We start from the raw sequence: 23,251 nt of genomic DNA on the forward strand, positions 1-23,251 counted from the left end.
CGGCCTCAGTTCCGGCCGCGCGACCACCACTTCTCGTCGGGCCCGGAGATGTCCTCGACGCTGAGCCTGCGCACGGACCCCGCTCGCTTGAGCCGGGCCACCAGCTGGTCCTGACGTTGTGCGAGCCGGCGGTAGATCTCCACGGCGGAGGTCTCCTGCCGGCTCCGCCGTTCGACGGTGCGCCAGTTCCCGAGGAACTCGAGCGTGAGGTCGGCGACGGCCTGCCCGGCGTGCGCGGTCAGGGTGTCGGCGGGCGAGGCGAACCGTCCCGCGTGGAACGCCAGGTTCCTGGTGACGTAGAGCCACTCCAGCAGCGCGGCGGCGGTGTTCTCCTGTTCGCGCAACCAGCCCGCGAGGACCTTCGAGTCGGCGAGCCTGGCGCGCCAGAGTTCCGTGAGGTCCTGCACGAGACCGCCCTCGCTCTCGGCGAGCGCGGTGATGGCCTTCTGGGCGGCGTCGAGCTGGGCGTCGGGCCGGTTGTGCCGGACGAGTGCCTCCAGCCGGGCGTCCACCGACTTCAGGTGGTGCTTCACGCCGGTGGTCGGCACGTGCGCGTCGAGCGGTTTGCGCAGGTCCGTGTCGTGGTTGGTGACCACGACGTGCAGGCTGACGAGGTGCTGGCGCAGCATCTGCAGCGCACAGGCCTTGGCCAGCCACGCGATCTTGCCCGGATCGAGCCCGGTGGCCTCCAGTGCACTCCACGCGAGCCCCGCGCTGGCCATCGGCGCGTCGACCTGCCGCGCCAGGTTCGCGACCCGCATCGCACTGCGCAGCTCCGCCGGCCAGTACGCGGTGAGCGGGTAGGCATTGCCGACCGTGCGCCGGTGCTCGGTGCCGCGCGTGACCCGTCCGCCCGGCTCGCTGACCTGCCAGACCGGCGCGATGGTCAGTTCGGTGAGCCGCTCCCCCGCCGCGTACTGGTCGAGCACCTCGCTGAGGATCCGGCGCCCCCTCAGCGCCGCCGTGTGCACGTCCGCCGCCTCGACCGGCACCCGCACCAGCACCGACGACCCGCTGACCGCCTCCTTCAGGAAGTCGTCCTTCGGCAACCTGTTGCGGTGCAGGGGCTCCTGCCGCGCACCGGGCAACAGCCCGTCCAGGTGCCGGAGGACCCGAGCGCCCCTGACCACGAACGCGACGACGTGCTTCTGCCTGCGGGGCCACAGCACCTCGGCGAGATCACCGCGCTTCTTGAGCCACCGCAGCAGGTCTGTCCTGAGCTGCCTGCCGTCCCTGCCGTGCACCGCCACGACCACAGCGACCTCGGCGATCATCCTGGCGCGCAACGGGAGCTCGACGCCGTTCCACAGTGGAGTGACCCACCTCTGCACCGCGGCGCGCAGCTTCTTCGGATCGAGCTTCGCCGCCGCGTCGGCCGCCACCTGGGGATCGAACTTCTGTCCGTCGGCGGCGATGGCCGCGTCGACCTTCACGAGCACCCTGCGGGCCTTGGCGAGCTCCAGCCCGCCGCCGTGCGCGTAGGCGGGTTTGGCGGCGTCCATGCACGCGAGCGAGGTGGCGATGATGCGCCGCAACAGGTTCCACCGGGGCTGGTCCTCGGTCGCGTGACTCTCCAGCGCGGTCTGAACCCGAGTGACGGCGAGGTACGCGCTGTTGAGCCCCGCGACGTGCTCACCGAGGTGCGCGTCGGGGTCGAGCGCACGCAGCACACCCTGCAGCAACGCCCGCTGCCCGCGATCGAGCCCGGCGTCGTCGAAAGCCTGCCGCAGCCGGGCGTCGAGGTACTGGTAGCGCACGTGACGCACCATAGAGGTCATGGACAACCGGAAAGCGGTCTTCGCGGGCAACGACGGCCAGGTACTGGCGGGCCGCCTCGAACTGCCCGCAGGCGACGTCGTGGCCACCGCCGTGTTCGCGCACTGCTTCACCTGCGGCAAGGACTCGGTGGCCGCCAGCCGGATCTCCCGCCGCCTGGCCGAACGCGGCGTGGCGGTGCTGCGGTTCGACTTCACCGGCCTCGGCCAGTCCGACGGCGACTTCGCCAACACCACGTTCACCTCCAACGTCGACGACCTCGTCTGCGCCGCGGGCCACCTGCGCGACACCATCGGAGCCCCGAGCGTCCTCATCGGACACTCACTGGGCGGCGCCGCCGTGCTGGCCGCCGCACACCAGATCCCGGAGGTGAAGGCCGTGGTGACGATCGGCGCGCCCTTCGACACCTCGCACGTCGAGCACCTGCTCGGCTCGTCCAAGGAGCAGATCGAGACTCATGGGGTAGCCGAGGTGCAGCTGGCCGGCCGCCCGTTCCGGATCAGCAACGGCTTCCTGCTCGACATCAACCGGCAGAACCAGACCGCGTGCATCGCCGGCCTGGACCGGGCGCTGCTCGTCATGCACTCCCCGCAGGACGACACGGTGGGCGTCGACAACGCCAGGCTCGTCTTCGACTCGGCGCGCCACCCCAAGTCGTTCGTCTCGCTCGACGGCGCCGACCACCTGCTGACCGACCGCGCGGACGCCGCGTACGTGGCGGAGGTGCTCGCGGCCTGGGCCGGCCGCTACCTCGTGAAGTGAGCCGAAAGCCCTCGACGGCGTGCTCGTCGAGGGCTTTCGTCAACCGTCGGGGCGACAGGATTTGAACCTGCGACCCCCCGCTCCCAAAGCGGGTGCGCTACCAAGCTGCGCCACGCCCCGGTTGCACTCATCTTACCGCCACCCGCTAAAGTATTGATCGCAGCCCCACACGGGGCGGCAACGCGGGCGTAGCTCAATGGTAGAGCCCTAGTCTTCCAAACTAGCTACGCGGGTTCGATTCCCGTCGCCCGCTCGCGACCGAGGTCGGCCCATGTCTGCGGAGAGCGCAGACCGGGCCGGCCTCTCGTCTTTTCTCTGGGGCCGAGCCCCCAGACCCCACGCCGGGCGGCCCACCCCCGGACCCCCAATCTGGGCTGCCCGCTCGAAACGGTCAGCCCTGCTCAGTGAGCTGGATCACGCCGAGGCGATGCCGACCTGCGTGCGGCGGTGCGCCGGGTCGTCGATCTCGTCCACCACGGCCAGCGCGAAGTCCTCGTAGGTCAGCTCGTCCGACGGATCGGCCGAGGCCAAGCGGTAGGTGCCCGTGGGCGTGCCGCCGAAGTTGCCGGACGGGCTCATCACCAGCCAGTCGGCGTCGGACGCGGCCAGCACCTCGACGCCGGCCGCGTGTCCCAGGCAGAACGGCTTGTGCTCGGCGGGGAAGTCCGGACCGTCGATGACGCGCACACCCGGTGCGGTCTCCAGCAACGTGTAGATGCCGACCACGATGATCCGACCGGCACCGGACGCGACGAGGGCATGGGCGGCCTCGGTGTAGAACTCGGCCGGGTCGCGGGAGAGGTCGGCCACCGAGCTCACCGCCACGTCGTAGCCCGCCGCCACCTCGGCCGCGGCCTGCACACCGGGGTCGCGCCCGATCCTGGTCACCTCGTGGCCGCGAGCTTCCGCGACGGCCGCGATCTCCTTGCCGGCCTTGCCGGACGCTCCGAAAACAACGATCTTCGCCATGAGCGCGAAGGTAGGGTGCGGGGGTCCGGTTACCGCAACGATATCGGGGGTGAGCAGGTGAAATGCGCGCACGACCTGCCGTACCAGATCGGTGACAAGTGGACCGCGCACGTGCTGCGGGCGTTGCAGGACGGGCGGCGGCGGTTCACCGGGCTCCGCGCCGAGATGCCGGGCGTGACGCCCAAGGTGCTCGCCGAGACGTTGCGGGCGATGGAGCGCGAGGGCACGGTTTCGCGCGAGGCGTTCGCGGAAAACCCGCCGCGGGTCGAGTACGAGTTGACGGAGCAGGGGCGCAGGGTGCTCGGACTGCTCGACCTGTGTTGTGACTGGGCCCGAGAGAACCTGGTGGAGACGTGAGGCTCGAACAGATCGTGCTCGACAGCAACGACCCGGGCCGGCTCGTGCGGTTCTGGGCGGAACTGCTCGGCGGTGAGCCGGTGGACCGCGAGCACGGCTGGTCGCACGTCGAGCCGCCCGGCGGCGTGCGGATGTCGTTCCAGCCGGTGCCGGAGCGCAAGGACGTGAAGAACCGGTTCCACCTCGACTTCGAGGTCGAGGACATCGAGGCGGCGGTCGTGAAGGCGGTGAGCCTCGGGGCGACCCGCGAAGGTGTCGTGCACACCGACGAGAAGGGCAGCTTCCAGGTCATGCGCGACCCGGAGGGCAACGAGTTCTGCTTCGTCCGCTGAGCCGCTACTGGACGGCGCGCCAGAGCACCTCACCGAAGCGGATCGCGAGGACCAGGAGCAGCACGCCGATCGCGAAGCTGATGAGGCACCGCACGACGAGCAGCAGTTTGGCGCCCTTCACGCCGCCATGAGTAGTCCGCGGCGAGCAACGGCAACAGAGTCCTTGGGGACCAATACGATGCCGTTGTGACCGATTGCCTGTTCTGCCGCATCGTCGCGGGCGAGATCCCGGCGGCCGTCGTGACGGAGACCGACACGACGCTCGCGTTCCGCGACATCGACCCCAAGGCGCCCACGCACGTCCTGGTGATCCCCAAGGAACACCACACGGCGATCGGCGACGTCGACCCGGTGCTCGCGGGGCAGGTCCTCGCCACCGCGCACCAGGTCGCGAAGGCCGAGGGGATCGACGAGTCCGGCTACCGCCTCGTCTTCAACACCGGCCGGGACGGCGGCCAGACCGTCTTCCACGTGCACTGCCACATCCTCGGTGGACGCGGCCTCACGTGGCCTCCGGGATGACCATCTCGCGCACGAACCTCGCGTCGACCGGGTCACCGTGGCCCGGCACGACGATCCGCGGTGCGAGTTCCAGCAGCAGGTCGAGGACGTGGCGCCAGTTCGACGGCGTCGCGTCCGGGCCCGCCTGGGCGGGAGCGCCCTGTTCCACCAGGTCGCCCGCGAACACGACGCCGGCGTCGGGCACGTGCACGACCACGTCGTGCGAGGTGTGCGCGGGACCGAAGTGGTGCAGGTCGACCCGCCGGCCGCCGACGTCCAGCGCGATGGTGTCGCGGAACGTGTGGGTGGGCGCGACGAGTGTGCCCTCGAACGGTTCGTCGTAGTACTTGGCGCGCTCTTCGAGCAGCGACTCGTCCACCACGCATCCCTCGTGCGCCCACACCTCGCACGGCAGGAACGCCTCGGTGGCCAGCACGTGGTCGAAGTGGTTGTGCGTCAACACGATCCGCGACGGCCGGACCTCGCTCGCCAGGGCGAGGTCCATGCCGGAATCCACGAGCAGCGAGTCGCCCGACCCGGTGACGAGCCCCAGCGTGAGGTCGAGTTCGGCGTGGCGGCGGATGAAGACGCCGTCCGCGATCTCGATCACCGCAGCACCCCGTCGACCAGCACGGGAGCGGCGGTGCTGACGTTGATCCGCACCGCGAGGTCGACGTCGGCGGAGTGACCGTTCTCGACCAGTTCCCGTCCCGAGCCGCAGCCCCTCACCGCGGCCGGCACGTCGGTGGTCCGGAACGCGGTGGCCGCGAGCCTGGCCTCCGGCGACGCCGTACCCGTCAGCGCGGCCAGCACCGCTCCGGCACCCAGGTAGTCCTCGACGCACGGCCGCAACGGCCCGAACTCACGCGGACCCGAGTGGAGGATGTCGAGCCCCCACCTTTCGCCGCCGGGGATCACCCCGATGGTCTTCCCCAGCTCCTGCGCCCGCCTGGCCACCGCCGTGGCGTTGCGCAGGCAGGCCGCCAGCACGTGGGCTCCGGTCTCGGCGGCGAGGAAGCACAGGTTCGAGCCGTTCGGCGACGGCAGCTCGACCAGTCCGCTCTCCCCGGCGAGTGACGCTGGTCGCAGAGTCTTCCCCGACGAGGGCTTCCACCGCGACGGGCGCACCTGGCCGCCGTTGCCCACCACCAGGTCGACGGACGTCGTGAACGACAGCACGTCGACGATGACCAGCACGTCACAGCCCCGCAGGGCGTCAACGCCCTCGGGCCCCCATTCCAGCCTCAGCTGGTACCCCTCCTGGCTGAACACACCCACCAGCGTGTCAGACTCCTTGACGTGCGCGTTTATCTGGCAGCAGACCACGCTGGCTTCGAGCTGAAGTCCCACCTGTCCACCGCTCTCACCGAGCAGGGCTACGAGGTCGTCGACGTCGGCGCCCACGAGTACGACGCGCTGGACGACTACGTGTCGTTCTGCGTCGACGCGGCCGAGAAGGTCGTCGCCGACCCCGGCAGCCTCGGCGTCGTGATCGGTGGCTCGGGCAACGGCGAGCAGATCGCCGCGAACAAGGTGAAGGGCGCCCGCGCCGCGCTGGCGTGGAACGTCGACACCGCGCAGCTCGCCCGCCAGCACAACGACGCCCTGCTCGTCGGCATCGGCGCCCGCCAGCACACCGCCGAGGAGGCGACCGAGATCGTGTCGGCCTTCCTCAAGACGCCGTTCTCGGGCGAGCCGCGCCACCAGCGCCGGATCGACCAGGTCAGCGCCTACGAAGACCGTGCCTGAGGGCCACACGCTGCACCGCCTCGCGCGGCTGCACCAGCGCCGGTACGCGGGCAGGCCCGTGTCCGTCACCAGTCCGCAGGGACGCTTCTCGGCGTCCCTTGTGGACGGACGCACGCTCGTTCGCGCCGAGGCCCACGGCAAGCACCTGTTCCACGTCTACGGCCCGGACGCGATCGTGCACGTCCACCTCGGTCTGTACGGGACGTTCACCGAGTCGCCGCTGCCGGTCCTGCTGCCCGTCGGCCAGGTCCGCATGCGCGTGGTGGGCGAGACCCACTGGACGGACCTGCGCGGCCCGACCGCGTGCGAGGTGCTGAACAAGGCCGAGGTCAAGGCGATCCGCGACCGGCTCGGGCCCGACCCGTTGCGCCGCGACGCCGACTCGGACCGCGCCTACCAGCGGATCATCCGGTCGAAGCAGTCGCTGGCCGTGCTGCTGATGGACCAGAGCGTCCTCGCGGGCGTCGGCAACGTCTACCGCGCCGAGGTGTTGTTCCGGCACAACGTGAACCCGCTGCTGGTCGGCAACAAGGTCAGCCGCGAGCTGTGGGACGCCATCTGGGCGGACCTGGTCGTGCTGATGAAGGACGGCGTGAAGGTCGGGCAGATCAACACCGTCCGCGCCGAGCACATGCCCCGTGCCATGGGCCGCGCGCCACGCGTGGACCGGCACGGCGGTGAGGTGTACGTCTACCGCCGTGCCGGGGAGCCGTGCCTGGTCTGCGGCACCGAGGTCCTGACCACCGAACTGGCGGCTCGCAACCTCTTCTGGTGCCCTGCCTGCCAGCCCTAGAAGTCGAACCCGCCGCCCATGTCGCCGAAGTCGAAGCCACCGGTGTCGCCCGCGTCGGCGACACCGCCCATGTCACCCATGCCGGCGTCGCCCATGCCCATGTCGCCCATGCCGTAGTCGCCAACGCCGTGCATGCCGGAGAACATGGCGTCCATCAGCAGGAACGTGCCGACGCCCCAGGCACCGGCCACGAGCGCGGGCTTCCACCACGGCTCGGAGTACCAGCCACGCGGTACCGGGCGTCCGGCGACCACGCCACCGGGGTAGTAGTAGGGCGTGCCCGAACCGGAGTTCGGCGACGCGGCGTACTGGTGGCCCTCGACAGCGACCTGGCGGTCCTCGCTGACGGCACCCGCCTGCTTCTGGGCCGCGCTCTCGGGCAGTGCGGGGCCGGGGTCCATGCCCATGGCCTCCCGCGCCGCGCGCACGTAGTGCAGGCCCTCCATCGCGGTCTCGGTGACCAGCCGGGCCTGCGGGATCGTGCGGGCCTGCTCCATCTGGGAGCCCGCGGCGGTGAAGCGCTCGGACGCGTCCGCCATCGCCTGCGTCGAGGCGGTGTTGCTGCCGGTGAGGCTCATCACCTGCCCGCCCAGCCGCTCGACCCAGCGGCGTGCTTCCGCCTTGGCGTCGTCGAGCTCCCGCGCCTTGCGCGCGTTGCTCTGGCTGACCAGGTAGAACACGCCTGCGACCAGCAGTACCAGCACTACGACCCACACGATGGTGCCCACGGCATTACCTCCCACACCAGGTAATCCGTCAACGAGCAACGACCGCCGTGAGTTCCGTCAGAACACCTCGGGGCAGTGCGGCTCAGTCACACCGAGGAACGCCGTCGTCAGCGCGTTCACGTGTCCGGGCGTGTGCTCGACCACGCGGTGTGCCCGCTTGAGCACGGAAAGCCGTACGCCACCGAGGAAAGCGCTGCCGAGTGCGGCCACGTCCAGCGACACGTCGGCCGGGTCCTCGGTGCGCGTCACCGTTGCTTCGCCGCCCTTGACCGTGAAGCGCCAGCGGCCGGAGTTCCACGGGCAGAACGAGTCCTCGACCTCCAGGACACTGTCCACATCGGACGAATAAGCGCGCAGCGGCAGCGCCCGGTCGACGTCGACGAGGCGCACCCACAACGCGTCTCCGGCCTCGCGCCGCACCTTCCGCGGGTTGTCGACCATGTGCGTGATCGGGTCGTCCCAGGCGGTGTAGAAGGAGATCTCCCCGGCGAGGTCCATGTCCAGCAGGAACCGGTAGAGGTCGGCGTAGGCCTGCTCGGTCGTGCACACCAGCTCGCGCACGTGCAGCTCGCTGGCCGGGCCGCCCGGATCACGGTTCGCCTTGACCCGGAACACCACATAGCCCTCGGGATGCAGGCAGTAGCGGTACGAGGTGAGCCCGTCGCGGTCCACCTCGCGGTCCGCGAGGTGGACGTCCCAGGTGTGCTCGACACGGCTCAGCCAGCCGACGCGCGTCGTCCGCACCTGCTCGTGGAACTCACGCATGACAGGCAGCGCTTCTTCTCGCGACACCTGACGGATCCGTGCATCGCTGACGTGCACACCAGGGTGGAACGCCATACGCGTGGGCATCGTGAGCATGGCGATGCTCGTCGCGAACTCGCCGTAGCCGTACCTGCGGTAGATGGAGCCCTCCGACGCCCACAGCATCGCGAGCGCCTCACCGTCCTCGTGCATGCCGTGCAGCTGCGTCTTCATCAGCAACGACGCCACGCCACGACGCCGATGGCCCGGCTTCACCGACACCACGGTCACCGCGCCCGCCGGAGCCTGACGACCGCCGGGAACGGTGATCTCGCGGGTCAGGATCCCGGCGGTGCCGATCATCTCGTCGCCGTCGAACACCGCGTGCGCCCGGTCCCGTTCGAGGACCTTGAGCCACTTGCTGTCCTCCCCCGAGTGATCGCCGAGGAACGCCCAGGCCATCACCCGCTGGAAGTCGGGCAGGTCGGATTCGTCGATGGTCCGGATGCTCAGCGCCGAGTCAGCCATGCCCGCAGTGATACGCGGGTGCGGCGCGACTCGCAGCTCAATTACCGCTGGACCGACTTGACCTCGCAGAACTCGTCCAGCCCGAACCTGCCGAACTCGCGCCCGTTGCCCGACTGCCGGTACCCGCCGAACGGCGCGCTCGTGTTGAACGCGGCGGCGTTGATGTCGACCTGCCCGGTGCGCAGCCGCCGGGCGACCCGCAGGGCGCGCTCGGTGTCCGCGGAGAACACGGCACCCGCGAGCCCGTAGATGGTGGAGTTCGCGATCCGCACCGCGTCGTCCTCGTCGGCGTACGGCATGACCGACAGCACCGGCCCGAAGATCTCCTCCTGCGCGATCGTCATCTCCGGCGTCACCCCGCCGAACACCGTCGGCGCGACGTAGAACCCCTGCGGCAGCGGCGCTTCGGGCCCACCGGCGGCCAGCGTCGCACCTTCATCGACACCCTTGCGGATGTACCCGACGACCCGGTCGCGCTGCGCCTTCGACACCGCCGGCCCGATCCGGGTGGACGGCTCGGCCGGATCCGCGGGCGTGTACTTCTTCGCGGCCTGCGCGGCCAGCTCGACGGCCTCGTCGTGGCGCTCGGCAGGCACCAGCAACCGGGTCCACGCGCTGCAGGCCTGACCGTTGTTCATGAACGAGTTCGCGACCGCGATCTTCACGGCCCGCCCGAGGTCGGCGTCGTCGAGCACGACGCACGCGGACTTGCCGCCCAGTTCGAGCGCGACCCGCTTCACCGTCTCCGCGGCCACCGCGGACACCCGCCGCCCGGCCTTCGTGGAACCGGTGAACGACACCATGTCCACGTCCGGATGCGCGACCAGCGCCTCACCGACCACCGCCCCGGTGCCGTGCACCAGCTGGAACACCCCGGCCGGAGTGGCGGCCGAGACGATCTCGCCCAGCAGGTCGGCGGTGTGCGGCGCGAGCTCGCTCGGCTTGAGCACCACGGTGTTGCCCGCCGCGAGCGCCGGCACGACCTTCGCGACCATCTGCTGCAACGGGAAGTTCCACGGCGTGATGGCCGCGACCACCCCGACCGGCTCGCGGAAGACCAGCGAGTTGCCGATCTCCTCGGGCTCGAAGTACCCGCGTTCCAGCACGTCCGCGACACCCTCTGCGATGGCGACGGGGTTCGCGACCTGCACCTTCTGGCTGAAGGTGAGCGGCGTCCCCATCTCCCGCGTCATGGCCGCCGCGAGCTCACCGGCCCGTTCCTTCAACCCGTCGATGATCGCCCGGACGACCTTCGCCCGTTCGTCCGCCGAGGTCTCCGCCCACGCGGGGAACGCCTTGACCGCCGCGGCCACGGCCGCGTCGACGTCGGCCGGTGTGCCCTCGGCGAGCGTGCCGATGACTTCCTCAGTGGCGGGGTTGACGACCTCGATCACGAGAGCCCTCCAGGCGGATGTGACACTTTCAACGCTGATGGGGTCCAGACTGTCACATCTGCTTGCGCGGGTCACGCCGACCTGGGTGCTGAACGGGTGAAGTGGTGGTCAGGCCGGTGGCCGGAGAAGCCGTGCGGGCAATAGCCACACCCGGCGCCAGGTACCCACACCCAGCGTCCGAGGCCCGGCGCGCCGGGCCTCAGACGCCCAGCGCCCGGTGTCTGGTGCCCGGTGTCTGGTGCCCGGTGTCTGGTGCCCGGTGTCTGGTGCCCGGTGTCTGGTGCCCGGTGTCTGGTGCCCGGTGTCTGGTGCCCGGTGTCTGGTGCCCGGTGTCTGGTGTCTGGTGCCCGGTGTCTGGTGTCTGGTGTCTGGTGCCCAGCATCAGGTGCCCGGCGCCCGGCGTCAGTGGCCGGCGTCGGTGCTGGCGCCCCGCGTCCACGCCCGGTACCCGCTGTCCAGCGCCTGGTACCCAGTGCCCGACGTCAAGTGCCCGGCGCCTGGTGCCCAGTGCCCGACGTCAAGTGCCCGGCGTCAGGTGCCCAGTGTCTGGTGCCCAGCATCAGGTGCCCGGCGCCCGGCGTCAGTGGCCGGCGTCGGTGCCGGCGCCCCGCGTCAGCGCCCGGTACCCGGTGTCCAGCGCCTGGTGCCCAGTGCCCGACGTCAGGTGCCCAGTGCCCGACGTCAGGTGCCCGGCGTCAAGTGCTTGGCGCCGGACAGACCGCGCCACCCCTGAGCGTCACAACACCCGCCCAAAAGAGGCCACCCAGCAGTCGAGCACCTTCGCGAGGCCGCGAGTCACGGCCGCTACGCCCGCCGGCCGTTCACCGGCCAGAAGCAGCCATCGCACCTCCCAGCCGCCGCTCCCGCAGCACCCGCAGGTGCACCGCGGCCCAGGTCCGGTACGGCCGCCAGGCCTCGGACACCTCGGCCAACGGCCGCCCGTACCGCTCAGCCACCTCGTCGGCGAGGCGAGACTCGTTGTGCGGCACGGCATCCGGAGCGTTCGCCCCGCGCAGCACGACCAGCTCGGCCGCGAACGGTCCCAGCCCCTTGACCTGCTGCACCGCCAGCACGGCGGCCGCGGGTTTCATCGCGCGCAACGTCACGGCGTCCAGCAGCCCGTCCAGCGCCGCCTCCGCCACCGCCCGCAGGTACTCGGGCTTGCGGCCGGGCAGGTCCAGGTCGAGCGCCAGCAACTCCGCGGGTGCCGGGAACACGCCTTCCCGCAGCAGCGAAGCCTTCACCGCGGCCGCCTGCGCCATGCGGACTCGCTGCGCCAGCACCGACCAGGCCGCCGCCTCGTACGGCGAGTAGAAGCCGCACGGCCGCAAACCGGGTAAAGACGCCTGAGCCGACGCGATCACCGGATCGCGCAGCGCGACCTCCGGCCAGGCCCGCCCGTCGACGTCGAGCGACAGGAACCGGCACACCTGGGCCGCCGCCAGGTCCAGATCACCGTCGCCGGACAGGGACAGAACGGCAGTGGCGCCGCGCTGGGTCACGGAGACCTCAGCACGGCGCCACTCACCTTCGACCAGGAACGCCGCCCGCAGCGCCTCGCCCTCGCGCTCGGGCAACGCCGACGGCGTGAAGCCCTCCCAGAAAGCCCTGGAGGTCGCCAGCGACCAGGGCCCCTGAACTGCGACTTCTACGCGGTGGTCTGCCATGTCAGGAGACGCTAGCGAGCACCCCTGACAAAAAATCCGGCCGGACGGGCCGGTCAGCCTCAGCTGAAGTCGAGCTCACCCGAACGGGTCCGCTTGAGCTCGAAGAAGTACGGGAAGCCGGCGAGCATCCGGGCACCGTCGAAGATCGTGCCCGCCTCTTCATCCCGCGGGATCTTCGTCAGCACCGGGCCGAAGAACGCGACCCCGTCGATGTGGATGGTCGGCGTGCCGACGTCCATGCCCACCGGGTCCATGCCGCGGTGGTGCGAAGCCCGCAGCGCCTCGTCGTACTCGGTCGAGTGCGCGGCCTCGGCGAGCTCGGCCGGCAGCTCGGCGTCGGCCAGCGCGAGCTTGATGATCTCGTCGAAGTCCTGGTTGCCCTCGTTGTGGATGCGCGTGCCCATCGCGGTGTACAGCTTCGGCAGCACCTCGTTGCCGAACTTCTGCTCCGCGGCGATGGCCACGCGAACCGGGCCCCAGCCCTTGGTCATGAGCTCCCGGTACTGCTCGGGCAGGTCGCGGCCCTCGTTCAGCACGGCGAGGCTCATCACGTGGAAGCTCAGGTCGATGTCGCGGACCTTCTCCACCTCCAGGATCCACCGGGAGGAGATCCAGGCGAACGGGCAAAGAGGGTCGAAGTAGAAGTCGACCTTCGCCTTGTCGGTCATGCGTGCCCCTTTAGTGACGGTCGGTGGCGTTATCGCCCCATCAGCCCAACCAGATCACCCTGTCATCTCTTCCCGAGCGCCGGTTCCGTGATTGGATGCGGGAGTCATAACCATTCCCGACGACGTCAGCGCGTAACCACACGCGCGGCAGACGAGGTGACCAGTGGCCGCGCCCAACCTCACCCGCGACCAGGCTCAGGACCGTGCTGAGCTGCTGGAAGTGGAGTCCTACCGGATCGAGCTGGACCTGACCGACGGCGGCGGAAAGCCGGGTTCGGACACGTTCCGCTCCACCACCACAGTGGTGTTCCGCAGCCGGACTCCGGGTGCTTCCTCGTGGATCGACATCGTGGCGGCGACCGTGCACCGCGCTGTGCTCAACGGCAGCGAGCTCGACGTCTCCGGCTACCGCGAGGAGGACGGCGTCAAGCTGCCGGACCTCGCGGAGACCAACGAGCTCACGATCGAGGCCGACTGCCGGTACATGAACACCGGCGAGGGCCTGCACCGGTTCGTCGACCCGGTCGACGGCGGCGTGTACCTGTACTCGCAGTTCGAGACCGCGGACGCCAAGCGCATGTTCGCGTGCTTCGACCAGCCCGACCTCAAGGCCGTCTACTCCATGAAGGTGACGGCGCCGCACGACTGGAAGGTCATCTCCAACGGCGAGATCACCGCCACGGAGCCCGGCGAGGGCGGCGCGGACGTGCACACGTTCGCCACCACCAAGCCGATGTCGACCTACATCGTGGCGCTGGTCGCGGGCCCGTACGCCGAGTGGCGTGACGAGTTCGCCGAGGGCGACTTCAAGATCCCGCTCGGCATCTACTGCCGAGCCTCGCTCGCTCCCCACATGGACCACGAGCGGCTGTTCACCGAGACCAAGCAGGGCTTCGGGTTCTTCCACAAGGCCTTCGGCGTGCAGTACCCGTTCGGCAAGTACGACCAGTGCTTCGTGCCGGAGTTCAACGCGGGCGCGATGGAGAACGCCGGCTGCGTCACGTTCCTCGAGGACTACGTCTTCCGCAGCCGCGTCACCCGCTACCTCTACGAGCGCCGCGCCGAGACCGTGCTGCACGAGATGGCGCACATGTGGTTCGGCGACCTGGTGACCATGCGCTGGTGGGACGACCTGTGGCTGAACGAGTCGTTCGCCACCTGGGCGTCCGTGCTCGCGCAGGCGGAGGCCACCGAGTACCGCCAGGCCTGGACGACGTTCGCGAAGATCGAGAAGTCGTGGGCGTACCGGCAAGACCAGCTGCCCTCGACGCACCCGGTCGCCGCCGACATCTCCGACGTGCAGGCGGTCGAGGTCAACTTCGACGGCATCACCTACGCCAAGGGCGCCTCGGTGCTCAAGCAGCTCGTCGCGTACGTCGGGCTGGAGAACTTCCTGGCGGGCCTGCGGGTCTACTTCGGCAAGCACGCCTGGGGCAACGCCACGCTGGCCGACCTGCTGGGCGCGCTGGAGGAGGCGTCGGGCCGCGACCTGTCGTGGTGGAGCGCGCAGTGGCTGGAGACGACGGGCCTGAACCTGTTGCGCCCCAAGTTCACCGTTGACGCGTCCGGCAAGTTCACCGAGTTCGCCGTGCTGCAGGGCGGCGCACGTCCGGGTGCCGGCGAACTGCGCACGCACCGCATCGCGATCGGCGTCTACGACGACGACGGCACGGGCAAGCTCGTCCGCACGCACCGCCACGAGCTGGACGTGACGGGCGACCGCACCGAGGTTCCCGAGCTGGTCGGCGTGCACCGCGGCAAGATCGTGCTGGTCAACGACGACGACCTCACGTACTGCACGATGCGCCTCGACCCGGACTCGCTGGCCGGGCTGATCGACCACATCTCCGACATCGCCGAACCGCTGCCGCGCACGCTGTGCTGGTCGGCCGCGTGGGAGATGACGCGTGAGGCCGAGCTGAAGGCCCGCGACTTCGTGAACCTGGTGCTCGGCGGCCTGGGCTCCGAGTCCGAGGTCGGTGTGGTGCAACGGCTTCTGCTGCAGGCGCAGACCTCGCTGTCGTCCTACGCGGACGCCTCGTGGCGCCCGGAGGGCTGGCGCCGGTTCGTGGCGAAGGCACTGGAACTGGCGCAGGCGGCCGAGCCGGGCTCCGACCACCAGCTGGCGTTCGTGAACGCGCTGACCTCGTCGGTGCTCGACGACTCCACTGTGGACGTCCTGCGCGGCTGGTACGACGGCACCGCGGTGCTGGAGGGCCTGGACGTCGACACGGACCTGCGCTGGCGTCTGCTGCAGGCGCTCGTCGCCCACGGCAAGGCGGACCTGCCGGAGATCAACGCCGAGGAGGAGCGCGACCCGACCTCCACCGGTCACCGCCGCGCCCAGTCCGCGCGTGCGTTGCGCCCGACGGTCGCGGCCAAGGACGAGGCGTGGGACCGGGCGGTCAACGACGACGACCTGCCCAACGCGGTCAGCGAGGCGATCATCGCGGGCATCTCGCACCCCGGTCAGAAGGAGCTGCTCGCACCGTACGTCGAGCGCTACTTCCGCGACGTGAAGGGCGTGTGGGACCGCCGCTCGTCCGAGCGCGCGCAGTCGATGGTCGTCGGCATGTTCCCGGCGTGGTCGATCGCGAAGTCCACTGTGGAGGCCGCCGACGCGTGGCTCGCCGACGAGCACCCGCCGTCGCTGCGCCGCCTGGTGTCCGAGGGCCGCGCGGGCATCGTGCGAGCGCTCGCCGCGCAGGAGTTCGACCGCTCCTGAATCCGCTTGGCAGGAAGGCCCCGTGTCGCTTTGAATGCGGCACGGGGCCTTCCCGTCTTCTGGGGGTGTGTTTGTTCCGCTACGAAGTCGTGCACTGGCACGAGACCGGCGATGACGAAGTCGCGGAGGTCGTGGCACGCGCCATCGACGTCGACGGGCTGTTCACCGACCCGGTGCCGGTCGCGCGTGAACGAGTCGTGTTGCGCGGGTGCCCGCGCGAGTTCGCGGATCTCGCCGGGGACTTCGCGCTCGAGGTGTGCGTGGACGACGAGGCGCAGTGGTGGGATCTGACCGACCTGGTCGTGCACGGCACCGTGCCGAACGGCGACCTGGTGGACGTCGTCGCCAGTGCGGCCGTGCGCTTGGACGACGCCGGCTCCGCTTTCGGGCCCGCGCCACGACATCTGCTGTTCCGCGACGACGAGCAACTGGGTGACTTCCTCGGCGCCGACGGGTTCCCCCGGCCCTGGCACGGCCACGAGTGGCCGCCCATCACTTTGATCGGGGTCGAGCACCCTGAACGCGTTCGACCGATGCGGCAGTGCTCGCACCTGTACACCTTCGGGGATCGCCTGCACGCGCTGGACCGGCACGGCAGGGTCATGGCCGAGGTGCCGATCGCCCTGGACACCGCATCGGTGACCCCGTCCGCGCTGGGCGACGGGCTCTTCGACGTCGTCCTCGACCAGCCGCCCACCCGGACACCGCCGCGCTGGCGCGACCGCCCGGCGCCGTCGGCGCGTGCGGTGTGGGACCTGTGGCGCGAGGGTGTTCCGGCCGAACGCAACCTCTGGGCACCCTTCGACGACGGCGGACGCGAGGCCTGGGGTGACCTGACGTACCTGGCGCGCAAGCGGTTCGAGTCCGACGAGGTGGGCGGCAGGTACGAAGTGGACGGCCGGTACGTCACCGACTGGAGGAGTCTGCACCTGGCGTTGAACGAGGCGCTGGTGGGGCCGGGTGGCTACTTCGGCAGGGAGGTCAACGCGTTGCAGGACTGCCTGCACGGCGGCTGGGGCGTCAAGCCGGGCTTCACCCTGGTGTGGAACGACGCGCAGGTGGCCGGGGACGCGATCCCCGACTACCTCCGGCAGGTGGTGGAACTGATGCGGGACAGCGGCATCACCGTGCGACTGGAGGAGAAGGCATGATCGGCGAACTGGTCGAGCGCTGGCACCGCGGCTGGATCGCGGCCGACGGGCTGACGTCCGAGTACCGCGACGGCTACCTGGTCGTGCACGTGGACCGGCCGCACCGGCGGTTCGAGTGGATCGCGACGGACGACGCCGAGACCGCCGCGCTGGCCAGGATCGTGGCGGCCACGAGCGAACCGAACTGGCTGAGCGTCCCCACGCACGCGCCGGCGGAGGTCTGCGCGGACCTCGAAGCGGCCGGAATGGTCGTGGCACGGCCGGACGAGACGTTCATGAGGCGCGCGCTGGCGGGCCACCCGGCACCGGAACCGCCCGCGGGCTATGCGGTGGAGGTGACCAGGGGCCCTGTGATCGGCGTGCGGGTGCTGGCGGACGGCGAGGTGGCGGCTAGCGGCCTGATGGCCGTCGTGGGCGAGGACGCCGTCGCCCACCGCATCGAGACCGCGGAGGCACACCGGCGGCGGGGCCTCGGCAGTGTCGTGATGGGCGCGCTGATCGGGGCGGCGGTGGAGGACGGCGCGAAGACCGGTCTGTTGTTCGCCTCCGCCGACGGCGTGCACCTCTACCGCAAGCTCGGCTGGGAGAAGATCTCCGACCTCGTCGTCGGCCACAACGCGGTCAGCCCCTAGAGACGCGAACGCCCCCGGTGCGACACCGGGGGCGTTCGGAGAAGTGGGATCAGGAACGGGGCGCGTTGCCCGCCTGGTCGGTCAGCATGCGCAGGCCCGACACGAGGCCGCCCGCGAGGTCGCCCTCCTTGAAGGACGCCACCATGCTCATCACCGCGAGCTTGGCGCCGCGGTCGGCGAGACGGCGGTGCGACTCCTCGCCCGTGACGATCTCGACGACGCGCTCACCCGGCGACACGGCCACGAGGACGTGGTGCGACGGACGCTCCGTGGAGCCGTGCAGCTCCTGCGCGCGCTGGTGGGCGTTCGAGCCGAGCTCGCCCAGGTACACGCTGAAGTCGAGGCCCGTGCTGCGGCTGGAGAGCGTCAGCGCCTCGTCCAGCTGCGCGAGCTGGGCGGGCGTGAACGGCAGCTCCGGCGCGTGCGGCTCGTACATCTTCGCCACGGACACCCGGCCGCTGTTCGTCACGACGGCACCGAGGGGCAGCGTCGACGGGTCGACGGCCTCGATCGCTTTACCAGTTGCCACGTGCGCCTCCCTTGGCGGTCGAGCCCGAGGTACCGGACTCGGCGGCGCTGTGGTGCTCGACGCTCAACCCTGCCGGGTTCGCGCTCCACCACACCGGGGCGTAGCCCCACTCCTGGCCGGGCCTGTACCGGGGAATCCGGGTGGCCTTTGGCCTCACCGTCAGCAGCGTGATCACGCCGTAGATCGCCAGCGGGATCAGCGCGAAGACGAGAACGGTCTCCACGATGGTCACGGCGGGTACGGTAGCCGAACTCAGCCGCGCGCGAGCGGCCGGGCCAGCAAGATCGCGGTCAATCCCACTATCGAGCCCGCCACGACGTACACGGTGCCCAATGACGTCGCGTCGGCGAGCGGACCGGCGAGGCCCGCGCCCAGCGGCGAGAGGCCCCAGGCGAGCACCCGATAGGCGCTGGTCACACGGCCCATCATCGGACCTGGTGTGAGCCGTTGCCGCCGCGTCGCGGACAGGACGTTCCAGCCGGCGGACGCCACTCCGCACAGCACGCACGCGAGCACCGCCACCAGCAGCCACGGCGTGAGGCCGAACAACGCGAACGCGGCGCCGAGCAACGCCAGGAACGCGACCATGACCCGTCCGGCGCCCCACCGCGCCGCGAGCAGAGGGGACAACCGGGCGCCTAGCAGAGCACCGGCCGCCATGCACACGACGAGGAACGGAACCACCGGTTCGGCGAGGCCGAGTACCTGGATGGAGTAGAGCGCCAACATGGCGTTGATCGCGGCCGCGCAGAGAGCTGTGATTGCAACGGCAACTACCAGTGACCGCAGGCCAGAAGTCCGCACCAGGAACCGCGCGCCCTCGGCCAGTTGCCCGCGAAGATCGCTTCCGGAACGGTCGGGAGCGACGTCCGGCACTCGGGACACGAGCACCGCGGCGACGACGAACGAGAGCGCGTCGAGGGCGAAACAGGCCGCCGGAGCCCACCAGAAGAGCACCGCGGCGGCCAGCGGGCCGGCGAGGTCCATGCCGATCGTCTCGACCGTCACGAACCGGCCGTTGGCCGCCTCCAGGTCGTCCGGCCCCGCGAGCTCGACCAGCAGCACCTGGGACGCCGAGTCCGCGAACGTCTCCGCGGAGGTCAGCACGAAAGCCGTGGCGCACAAGACGACGACCGTCGCGTGTCCGGTGTGGACCGCCAGCGCGAGCAGTCCGGTCACCCCGGCGCGCAGCCAATGTGCCGCGAGGACAACAGTTCTCGGTCTCCAACGGTCCACAAGGGCGCCCGCGGGCAGCGCGACGAGCAACCACGGCAGGGTCAGGGCGACGGCCACGGCGGACACCGCGAGCGGGCTGCGGGTGCTGGCCGCGGCGAACAAGGGCAGCGCGACGACGCGCACACCGTCGCCCACGAGCGACACCGCCCAAGCTCCGGTGAGCGCTCGGAAACCCCGTCCGTGCACGCCTTTTGCCGTATGACGCACGTCACGTTCCATCAGGTTGAACGCTACAGAGCGTGTCCATACCGGCCAGTAAGGGCAGCGTGTGCTCTCGTGCGGCGCAGCGGTTACACCCGGTCAGTCCTCACCCGGTCGGAGGCGAACGGGTGCCGGTTTGGGGTCTTGTTCCCGGAACACTCAGCTCTTAGCTTTTCACCTATACGGGTCTTGCGCACCCGCCCCGAACGAGCTGGAGGACACAAAATGTTCACGATGACCCGCCCCCAGGCCGTGACCTTCACTCTTCCGAGCTACAAGGACGATTCAGTGCGTATCACCGCGAGTGACTCCGTCCGGATCACGATGGACGACTCCGTTCGGATCACCGCGACCGATTCGGTGCGCATCACGGCCCACGACTCCGTGCGCATCACCATGGCAGACTCGGTGCGCATCACGGCGAGCGATTCGGTCAGGATCACGTGTGCCGATTCCGTCCGGATCACTGCGCGTGAAGACTCCGTTCGGATCACCGCTCAGCAGGATTCGGTCAGGATCACTGCGCGTGAGGACTCCGTCCGCATCACCATGGACGACTCCGTGCGCATCACCGCCCACGACGACTCCGTGCGCATCACGGCCCACGACGACAGCGTCCGCATCACCGCGCAGGACTCCGTCCGCATCACGATGGACGACAGCGTCCGGATCACGGCGCACGACGACTCGGTGCGCATCACCGCCCACGACGACAGCGTCCGCATCACCATGGACGACTCGGTCCGCATCACGGCGCAGCAGGACTCCGTGCGCATCACCGCACGTCAGAACGACTTCTCCCTCGCGGCCTGACCCGGCTCGAACGGCGGGATCAGGCCGCCGGCTCACCCAGGTACGGCAACCACTGCGGATCAGCCTCGGCCACCCCGGCGAGCAGCCGCCAGTGCGGGCCACGCGGCGCCGCGGGAACGACGCGCAGCCGCCAGCCCAGCTCGGACAGCATCTTGTCCGCCTTGCGGTGGTTGCACTTCGCACAGCAGGCGACGCAGTTGGTCCAGGTGTGAGGTCCGCCACGCGAGCGCGGCACGACGTGGTCGATCGTCTCGGCCCGCCCGCCGCAGTAGGCGCAGCGATAACGGTCGCGGTGCATGAGCCCGGCACGGGTCATCGGCACGCGACCTCGATAAGGCACGCGGACGTAGGAGCTCAGCCGGATCACGGACGGTACAAGCACCTCGGACTTCGACGAGTGCAGCACCAGCCCGGAGGCGTCTCCGTGCACGACTTCGGCTTTCCCGCACACCACGAGGACGACCGCGCGGCGCAGTGACAACGCCGTGAGCGGCTCGAACGTGGCGTTCAGCAGCAGGACCTTGCGTCTTCCCCAGGGGAAGACCGCCGGCATCGGACCGGAACCTCCCCCGTCTCGATCCACATCCGGCACCGCCCGCAGCTCGGGCTGATTTCGGCATGGGAGGACCGTCGGCGCCGTCTCGCCTGGCGACGAGCCGCCGATAGGGGTCGGTTGTCGGTCTGGCACGCGACCACCTCCACCGGTTCAGCCATAGGAGACCACACTTACCAGGAAAAAATCACGTGTGATAAGTGACGCGTCACGGATGTGTGATCGAACCTGGGGTGAACGAGCTCCCTATCGGAGATGGTTTTCAAGAGCCGCTACTCTTGACAAGGTGACAGAGGCACCTTCCACTCCACTGCCTGCGACGATCGCCTACCCGATCGCCGAGCGGCTAAACCTCGCCGAGCAGATCCACGGGCGCGAAGTCTCGGACCCGTACCGCTGGCTCGAGGACACGGCAGACCCCCGCACCGCGGAGTGGTCGCAGGCGCAGGACGTGCTCGCACGCTCCTGGCTGGACGCGATGCCCGGCCGTGCACGCCTGGGCGAGCGCCTCAAGGAGCTGATGCGCACGGGTTCGGTGTCCACGCCGACCTGGCGCGCGGGCAGGGCGTTCTTCACCCGCCGCGGCCCCGAGCAGGACCACCCCGTCGTCATGGTGCGCGAGAGCGACGGCACCGAGCGCGTGCTCCTCGACGTGAGCGCGCTCGACCCGTCCGGCCGGACCACCCTGGACGGCTGGTCCCCCAGCCTCGAAGGCGAGCGCCTCGCCTACCAGGTGTCCGTCGGCGGCAACGAGCACTCGCTGCTGCACGTCATGGACGTCGCGACGGGTGAGCACGTCGAAGGCCCGATCGACCGCTGCCGCTACTCCTCGATCGGCTGGCTGCCGGGCGGCGAGGAGTTCTTCTACGTCCGCCAGCTCGACCCTGCCCTGCTGCCCGAGGACGAGAAGCTGTTCCACCGCCGCGTGTGGCGTCACCGCGTCGGCACGGACCCGGACACGGACCTCAACGTGCACGGCGACGGCGAGGCGCACACCTTCTACTACTCGCTGAACCTCTCGCACGACGGCCGCTGGCTGGTCGTGAGCGGCGCCCCCAGCACGCTGAAGCACGACTCCGTGTGGATCGCGGACCTGCACGGCGACGGCGCGCTCGTGCCCGTGGTCCTGACCGAGGCCGGCGTGCAGTGCTCGGCGTCCGTCGCCCGCGACGGCAGGCTCTACCTGCACACCAACCACGGCGCGCCCCGGCAGCGGCTGTGCGTGGCCGACCCGGCGAACCCCACCGAGTGGACCGAGCTCATCGCCGAGGAACCGGACTCGGTCCTCGACGGGGTGCGCTTGCTGAACGGCGACCTGGTCGTCCTGCGCACCAGGCACGCGGTGTCCGAACTGCACCTGCACGACGCCGCGACCGGTGCGTACAAGCGGGAGATCCCGCTGCCCGGCACGGGTTCGCTGCACGGCATGTCCGTTGTGGACGCCCAGACGCCCCACGACCAGGACACGCTGTGGTTCGGGTGGACGGACTTCGTGACGCCGCTGTCGGTGTTCCGGTTCTCCAAGGCCACGGGTGAAACGGTGCTGCACGAGGCCGCGCCCGGCCGCGTCGAGCTGCCGGCCGTGACGACGCAGCAGATCGCGTACGCGTCCAAGGACGGCACGACGGTCCACATGTTCGTCGTCAGCGGCGAGCAGAAGCCCGACCTGCCCCGTCCCGCACTGCTCACCGGCTACGGCGGCTTCGCGATCGGCCGCGGTCCCGGCTACAGCGCGACCACGCTGGCGTGGGTCGAGGCGGGCGGCGTGTGGGTGCACGTGTCGTTGCGCGGCGGCGACGAGGAGGGCGAGGACTGGCACGTCGCCGGTATGCGCGCCAACAAGCAGAACGTGTTCGACGACTTCCACGCCGCCGCGGAGCGCCTGATCCGCGACGGGTGGACGACGCCGCAGCAGCTGTCGATCATGGGAGGGTCCAACGGCGGCCTGCTCGTGGGCGCCGCGCTGACCCAGCGCCCCGAGCTCTACGCGGCCGTGGTGTGCTCAGCGCCACTGCTCGACATGGTGCGCTACGAGAAGTTCCTGCTCGGACGGTTGTGGGCCGACGAGTACGGCAGCGCAAGCGTTTCCGAGGAGCTGGGCTGGCTGCTCTCCTACTCGCCTTATCACCGAGTGGTAACGGACGTTGAGTACCCTTCTGTGTTGTTCACGGTGTTCGAGTCGGATTCTCGTGTGGACCCCAACCACGCCAGGAAGATGTGCGCGGCACTGCAGCACGCTTCGTCAAGTGATCCGACCAAGCACCCCGTGCTGATCCGCCGCGAGACCGAGGTCGGTCACGCGGGCCGGTCCGTCAGCCGGACGGTGGCTCTCGCCGTGGACCAGCTGACGTTTCTCGCGAATGCCACCGGCATGGAGTTGTAGGAGGGCACGACCAGGTGACCAGTCCCGTGGATGACGTCACGAACAAGGCCGCCGAGGCGG

24 protein-coding genes and 2 tRNA genes are annotated in these 23,251 nt (G+C 70.1%); 12 read left to right on the forward strand and 14 right to left on the reverse strand.

What is annotated here, in order from left to right; translation table 11 throughout:
- Nucleotides 1-5: 5 nt before the first annotated feature.
- Entirely contained in the window at nt 6-1,757 is a 1,752-nt protein-coding gene (locus DFR72_RS37175) for a hypothetical protein (protein ID WP_143086934.1), read from the reverse strand.
- Nucleotides 1,758-1,776: 19 nt separating this feature from the next.
- Here DFR72_RS37175 and DFR72_RS37180 point away from each other — a divergent pair, with 19 nt between their 5' ends.
- Nucleotides 1,777-2,538 (forward strand): alpha/beta hydrolase family protein, encoded by a 762-nt coding sequence (locus DFR72_RS37180; RefSeq protein ID WP_090071269.1) that lies wholly within the window; start codon nt 1,777-1,779, stop codon nt 2,536-2,538.
- A gap of 46 nt (nt 2,539-2,584) precedes the next feature.
- Here DFR72_RS37180 and DFR72_RS37185 read toward each other — a convergent pair.
- Nucleotides 2,585-2,658 (reverse strand) — tRNA-Pro (locus DFR72_RS37185).
- Between the two features lie 62 nt (nt 2,659-2,720).
- Here DFR72_RS37185 and DFR72_RS37190 point away from each other — a divergent pair.
- Nucleotides 2,721-2,791: transfer RNA gene (locus DFR72_RS37190), tRNA-Gly, on the forward strand.
- A 161-nt stretch (nt 2,792-2,952) separates the two neighbouring features.
- Here the strand turns inward: DFR72_RS37190 and DFR72_RS37195 are convergent.
- Nucleotides 2,953-3,507, reverse strand: a complete 555-nt coding sequence (locus DFR72_RS37195) for an NAD(P)-dependent oxidoreductase (RefSeq protein WP_090071271.1) — start codon at nt 3,505-3,507, stop codon at nt 2,953-2,955.
- 57 nt (nt 3,508-3,564) lie between these two features.
- On the opposite strand from DFR72_RS37195, the gene DFR72_RS37200 reads away from it, so the two are divergent.
- From DFR72_RS37200 to DFR72_RS37210, 3 genes are all read left to right on the forward strand, one after another.
- Complete coding sequence (locus DFR72_RS37200) at nt 3,565-3,864, forward strand: winged helix-turn-helix transcriptional regulator (RefSeq protein WP_211335657.1); 300 nt, start codon at nt 3,565-3,567, stop codon at nt 3,862-3,864.
- Nucleotides 3,861-4,196 (forward strand): VOC family protein, encoded by a 336-nt coding sequence (locus DFR72_RS37205; RefSeq protein WP_090071273.1) that lies wholly within the window; start codon nt 3,861-3,863, stop codon nt 4,194-4,196. Before DFR72_RS37200 ends, DFR72_RS37205 begins: the two co-directional genes overlap by 4 nt.
- Nucleotides 4,197-4,382: 186 nt before the next feature.
- Nucleotides 4,383-4,718: a histidine triad nucleotide-binding protein gene (locus DFR72_RS37210; protein WP_090071275.1), complete on the forward strand. Its 336-nt coding sequence runs from the start codon at nt 4,383-4,385 to the stop codon at nt 4,716-4,718.
- Here the strand turns inward: DFR72_RS37210 and DFR72_RS37215 are convergent.
- Both DFR72_RS37215 and DFR72_RS37220 read right to left on the reverse strand, forming a co-directional pair.
- Complete coding sequence (locus tag DFR72_RS37215; RefSeq protein WP_090071277.1) at nt 4,699-5,307, reverse strand: MBL fold metallo-hydrolase; 609 nt, start codon at nt 5,305-5,307, stop codon at nt 4,699-4,701. The genes DFR72_RS37210 and DFR72_RS37215 overlap by 20 nt on opposite strands.
- Entirely contained in the window at nt 5,304-5,969 is a 666-nt protein-coding gene (locus DFR72_RS37220; protein WP_425459935.1) for a 2-phosphosulfolactate phosphatase, read from the reverse strand. The genes DFR72_RS37215 and DFR72_RS37220 overlap by 4 nt, the downstream gene beginning before the upstream one ends.
- Before the next feature lie 27 nt (nt 5,970-5,996).
- Between DFR72_RS37220 and DFR72_RS37225 the strand changes: the two genes are divergently transcribed.
- Nucleotides 5,997-6,446 carry a ribose-5-phosphate isomerase gene (locus DFR72_RS37225; protein ID WP_090071281.1) on the forward strand — a complete coding sequence of 150 codons (450 nt, stop codon included), beginning with the start codon at nt 5,997-5,999 and terminating at the stop codon, nt 6,444-6,446.
- Nucleotides 6,439-7,239 carry an Fpg/Nei family DNA glycosylase gene (locus tag DFR72_RS37230; RefSeq protein ID WP_090071283.1) on the forward strand — a complete coding sequence of 267 codons (801 nt, stop codon included), beginning with the start codon at nt 6,439-6,441 and terminating at the stop codon, nt 7,237-7,239. The genes DFR72_RS37225 and DFR72_RS37230 overlap by 8 nt, the downstream gene beginning before the upstream one ends.
- Here DFR72_RS37230 and DFR72_RS37235 read toward each other — a convergent pair.
- From DFR72_RS37235 to DFR72_RS37260, 5 genes are all read right to left on the reverse strand, one after another.
- A complete protein-coding gene (locus DFR72_RS37235) occupies nt 7,236-7,967 on the reverse strand; it encodes a hypothetical protein (protein WP_090071285.1) in 732 nt (243 codons plus the stop codon). The two genes, DFR72_RS37230 and DFR72_RS37235, sit on opposite strands and share 4 nt — an antisense overlap.
- A 57-nt stretch (nt 7,968-8,024) precedes the next feature.
- Nucleotides 8,025-9,239, reverse strand: a complete 1,215-nt coding sequence (locus DFR72_RS37240; protein WP_090071287.1) for a GNAT family N-acetyltransferase — start codon at nt 9,237-9,239, stop codon at nt 8,025-8,027.
- A 41-nt stretch (nt 9,240-9,280) separates the two neighbouring features.
- Nucleotides 9,281-10,633, reverse strand: coding sequence for an aldehyde dehydrogenase family protein (locus tag DFR72_RS37245; RefSeq protein WP_090071289.1), 1,353 nt, complete (start codon nt 10,631-10,633; stop codon nt 9,281-9,283).
- A gap of 821 nt (nt 10,634-11,454) precedes the next feature.
- Nucleotides 11,455-12,300 carry a DNA-3-methyladenine glycosylase family protein gene (locus tag DFR72_RS37255; RefSeq protein WP_090071291.1) on the reverse strand — a complete coding sequence of 282 codons (846 nt, stop codon included), beginning with the start codon at nt 12,298-12,300 and terminating at the stop codon, nt 11,455-11,457.
- A 59-nt stretch (nt 12,301-12,359) separates the two neighbouring features.
- Nucleotides 12,360-12,968 carry a mycothiol-dependent nitroreductase Rv2466c family protein gene (locus DFR72_RS37260; protein WP_090071293.1) on the reverse strand — a complete coding sequence of 203 codons (609 nt, stop codon included), beginning with the start codon at nt 12,966-12,968 and terminating at the stop codon, nt 12,360-12,362.
- 163 nt (nt 12,969-13,131) lie between these two features.
- On the opposite strand from DFR72_RS37260, the gene pepN reads away from it, so the two are divergent.
- From pepN to DFR72_RS46525, 3 genes are all read left to right on the forward strand, one after another.
- Nucleotides 13,132-15,693, forward strand: a complete 2,562-nt coding sequence (gene pepN / locus DFR72_RS37265; RefSeq protein WP_090071295.1) for an aminopeptidase N — start codon at nt 13,132-13,134, stop codon at nt 15,691-15,693.
- Nucleotides 15,694-15,764: 71 nt separating this feature from the next.
- Nucleotides 15,765-16,844 carry a barstar family protein gene (locus DFR72_RS46520; protein ID WP_211335658.1) on the forward strand — a complete coding sequence of 360 codons (1,080 nt, stop codon included), beginning with the start codon at nt 15,765-15,767 and terminating at the stop codon, nt 16,842-16,844.
- Nucleotides 16,841-17,476, forward strand: a complete 636-nt coding sequence (locus tag DFR72_RS46525) for a GNAT family N-acetyltransferase (protein WP_211335659.1) — start codon at nt 16,841-16,843, stop codon at nt 17,474-17,476. The genes DFR72_RS46520 and DFR72_RS46525 overlap by 4 nt, the downstream gene beginning before the upstream one ends.
- A 49-nt stretch (nt 17,477-17,525) precedes the next feature.
- On the opposite strand, the gene DFR72_RS37280 is transcribed toward DFR72_RS46525, so the two are convergent.
- From DFR72_RS37280 to DFR72_RS37290, 3 genes are read right to left on the reverse strand one after another with little or no spacing between them, the layout of a single operon-like run.
- Nucleotides 17,526-18,005: a DUF5130 family protein gene (locus tag DFR72_RS37280; RefSeq protein WP_090071297.1), complete on the reverse strand. Its 480-nt coding sequence runs from the start codon at nt 18,003-18,005 to the stop codon at nt 17,526-17,528.
- On the reverse strand, nt 17,992-18,237 hold the full coding sequence (gene ctaJ / locus DFR72_RS37285; RefSeq protein ID WP_090071299.1) for an aa3-type cytochrome oxidase subunit CtaJ: 246 nt from the start codon (nt 18,235-18,237) through the stop codon (nt 17,992-17,994). The genes DFR72_RS37280 and ctaJ overlap by 14 nt, the downstream gene beginning before the upstream one ends.
- A gap of 20 nt (nt 18,238-18,257) precedes the next feature.
- A complete protein-coding gene (locus DFR72_RS37290; RefSeq protein ID WP_090071301.1) occupies nt 18,258-19,460 on the reverse strand; it encodes an MFS transporter in 1,203 nt (400 codons plus the stop codon).
- 270 nt (nt 19,461-19,730) lie between these two features.
- Between DFR72_RS37290 and DFR72_RS46005 the strand changes: the two genes are divergently transcribed.
- On the forward strand, nt 19,731-20,255 hold the full coding sequence (locus DFR72_RS46005) for a DUF2345 domain-containing protein (RefSeq protein WP_170176579.1): 525 nt from the start codon (nt 19,731-19,733) through the stop codon (nt 20,253-20,255).
- A 19-nt stretch (nt 20,256-20,274) separates the two neighbouring features.
- Here the strand turns inward: DFR72_RS46005 and DFR72_RS37300 are convergent, their stop codons facing one another.
- Nucleotides 20,275-20,943: an HNH endonuclease gene (locus DFR72_RS37300; protein ID WP_372511352.1), complete on the reverse strand. Its 669-nt coding sequence runs from the start codon at nt 20,941-20,943 to the stop codon at nt 20,275-20,277.
- A gap of 151 nt (nt 20,944-21,094) precedes the next feature.
- Here DFR72_RS37300 and DFR72_RS37305 point away from each other — a divergent pair, with 151 nt between their 5' ends.
- Complete coding sequence (locus tag DFR72_RS37305) at nt 21,095-23,191, forward strand: prolyl oligopeptidase family serine peptidase (RefSeq protein WP_245983793.1); 2,097 nt, start codon at nt 21,095-21,097, stop codon at nt 23,189-23,191.
- Nucleotides 23,192-23,251 lie beyond the last annotated feature (60 nt).

This window comes from Lentzea flaviverrucosa, from assembly GCF_003350445.1.
Lineage (GTDB): Bacteria > Actinomycetota > Actinomycetes > Mycobacteriales > Pseudonocardiaceae > Lentzea > Lentzea californiensis.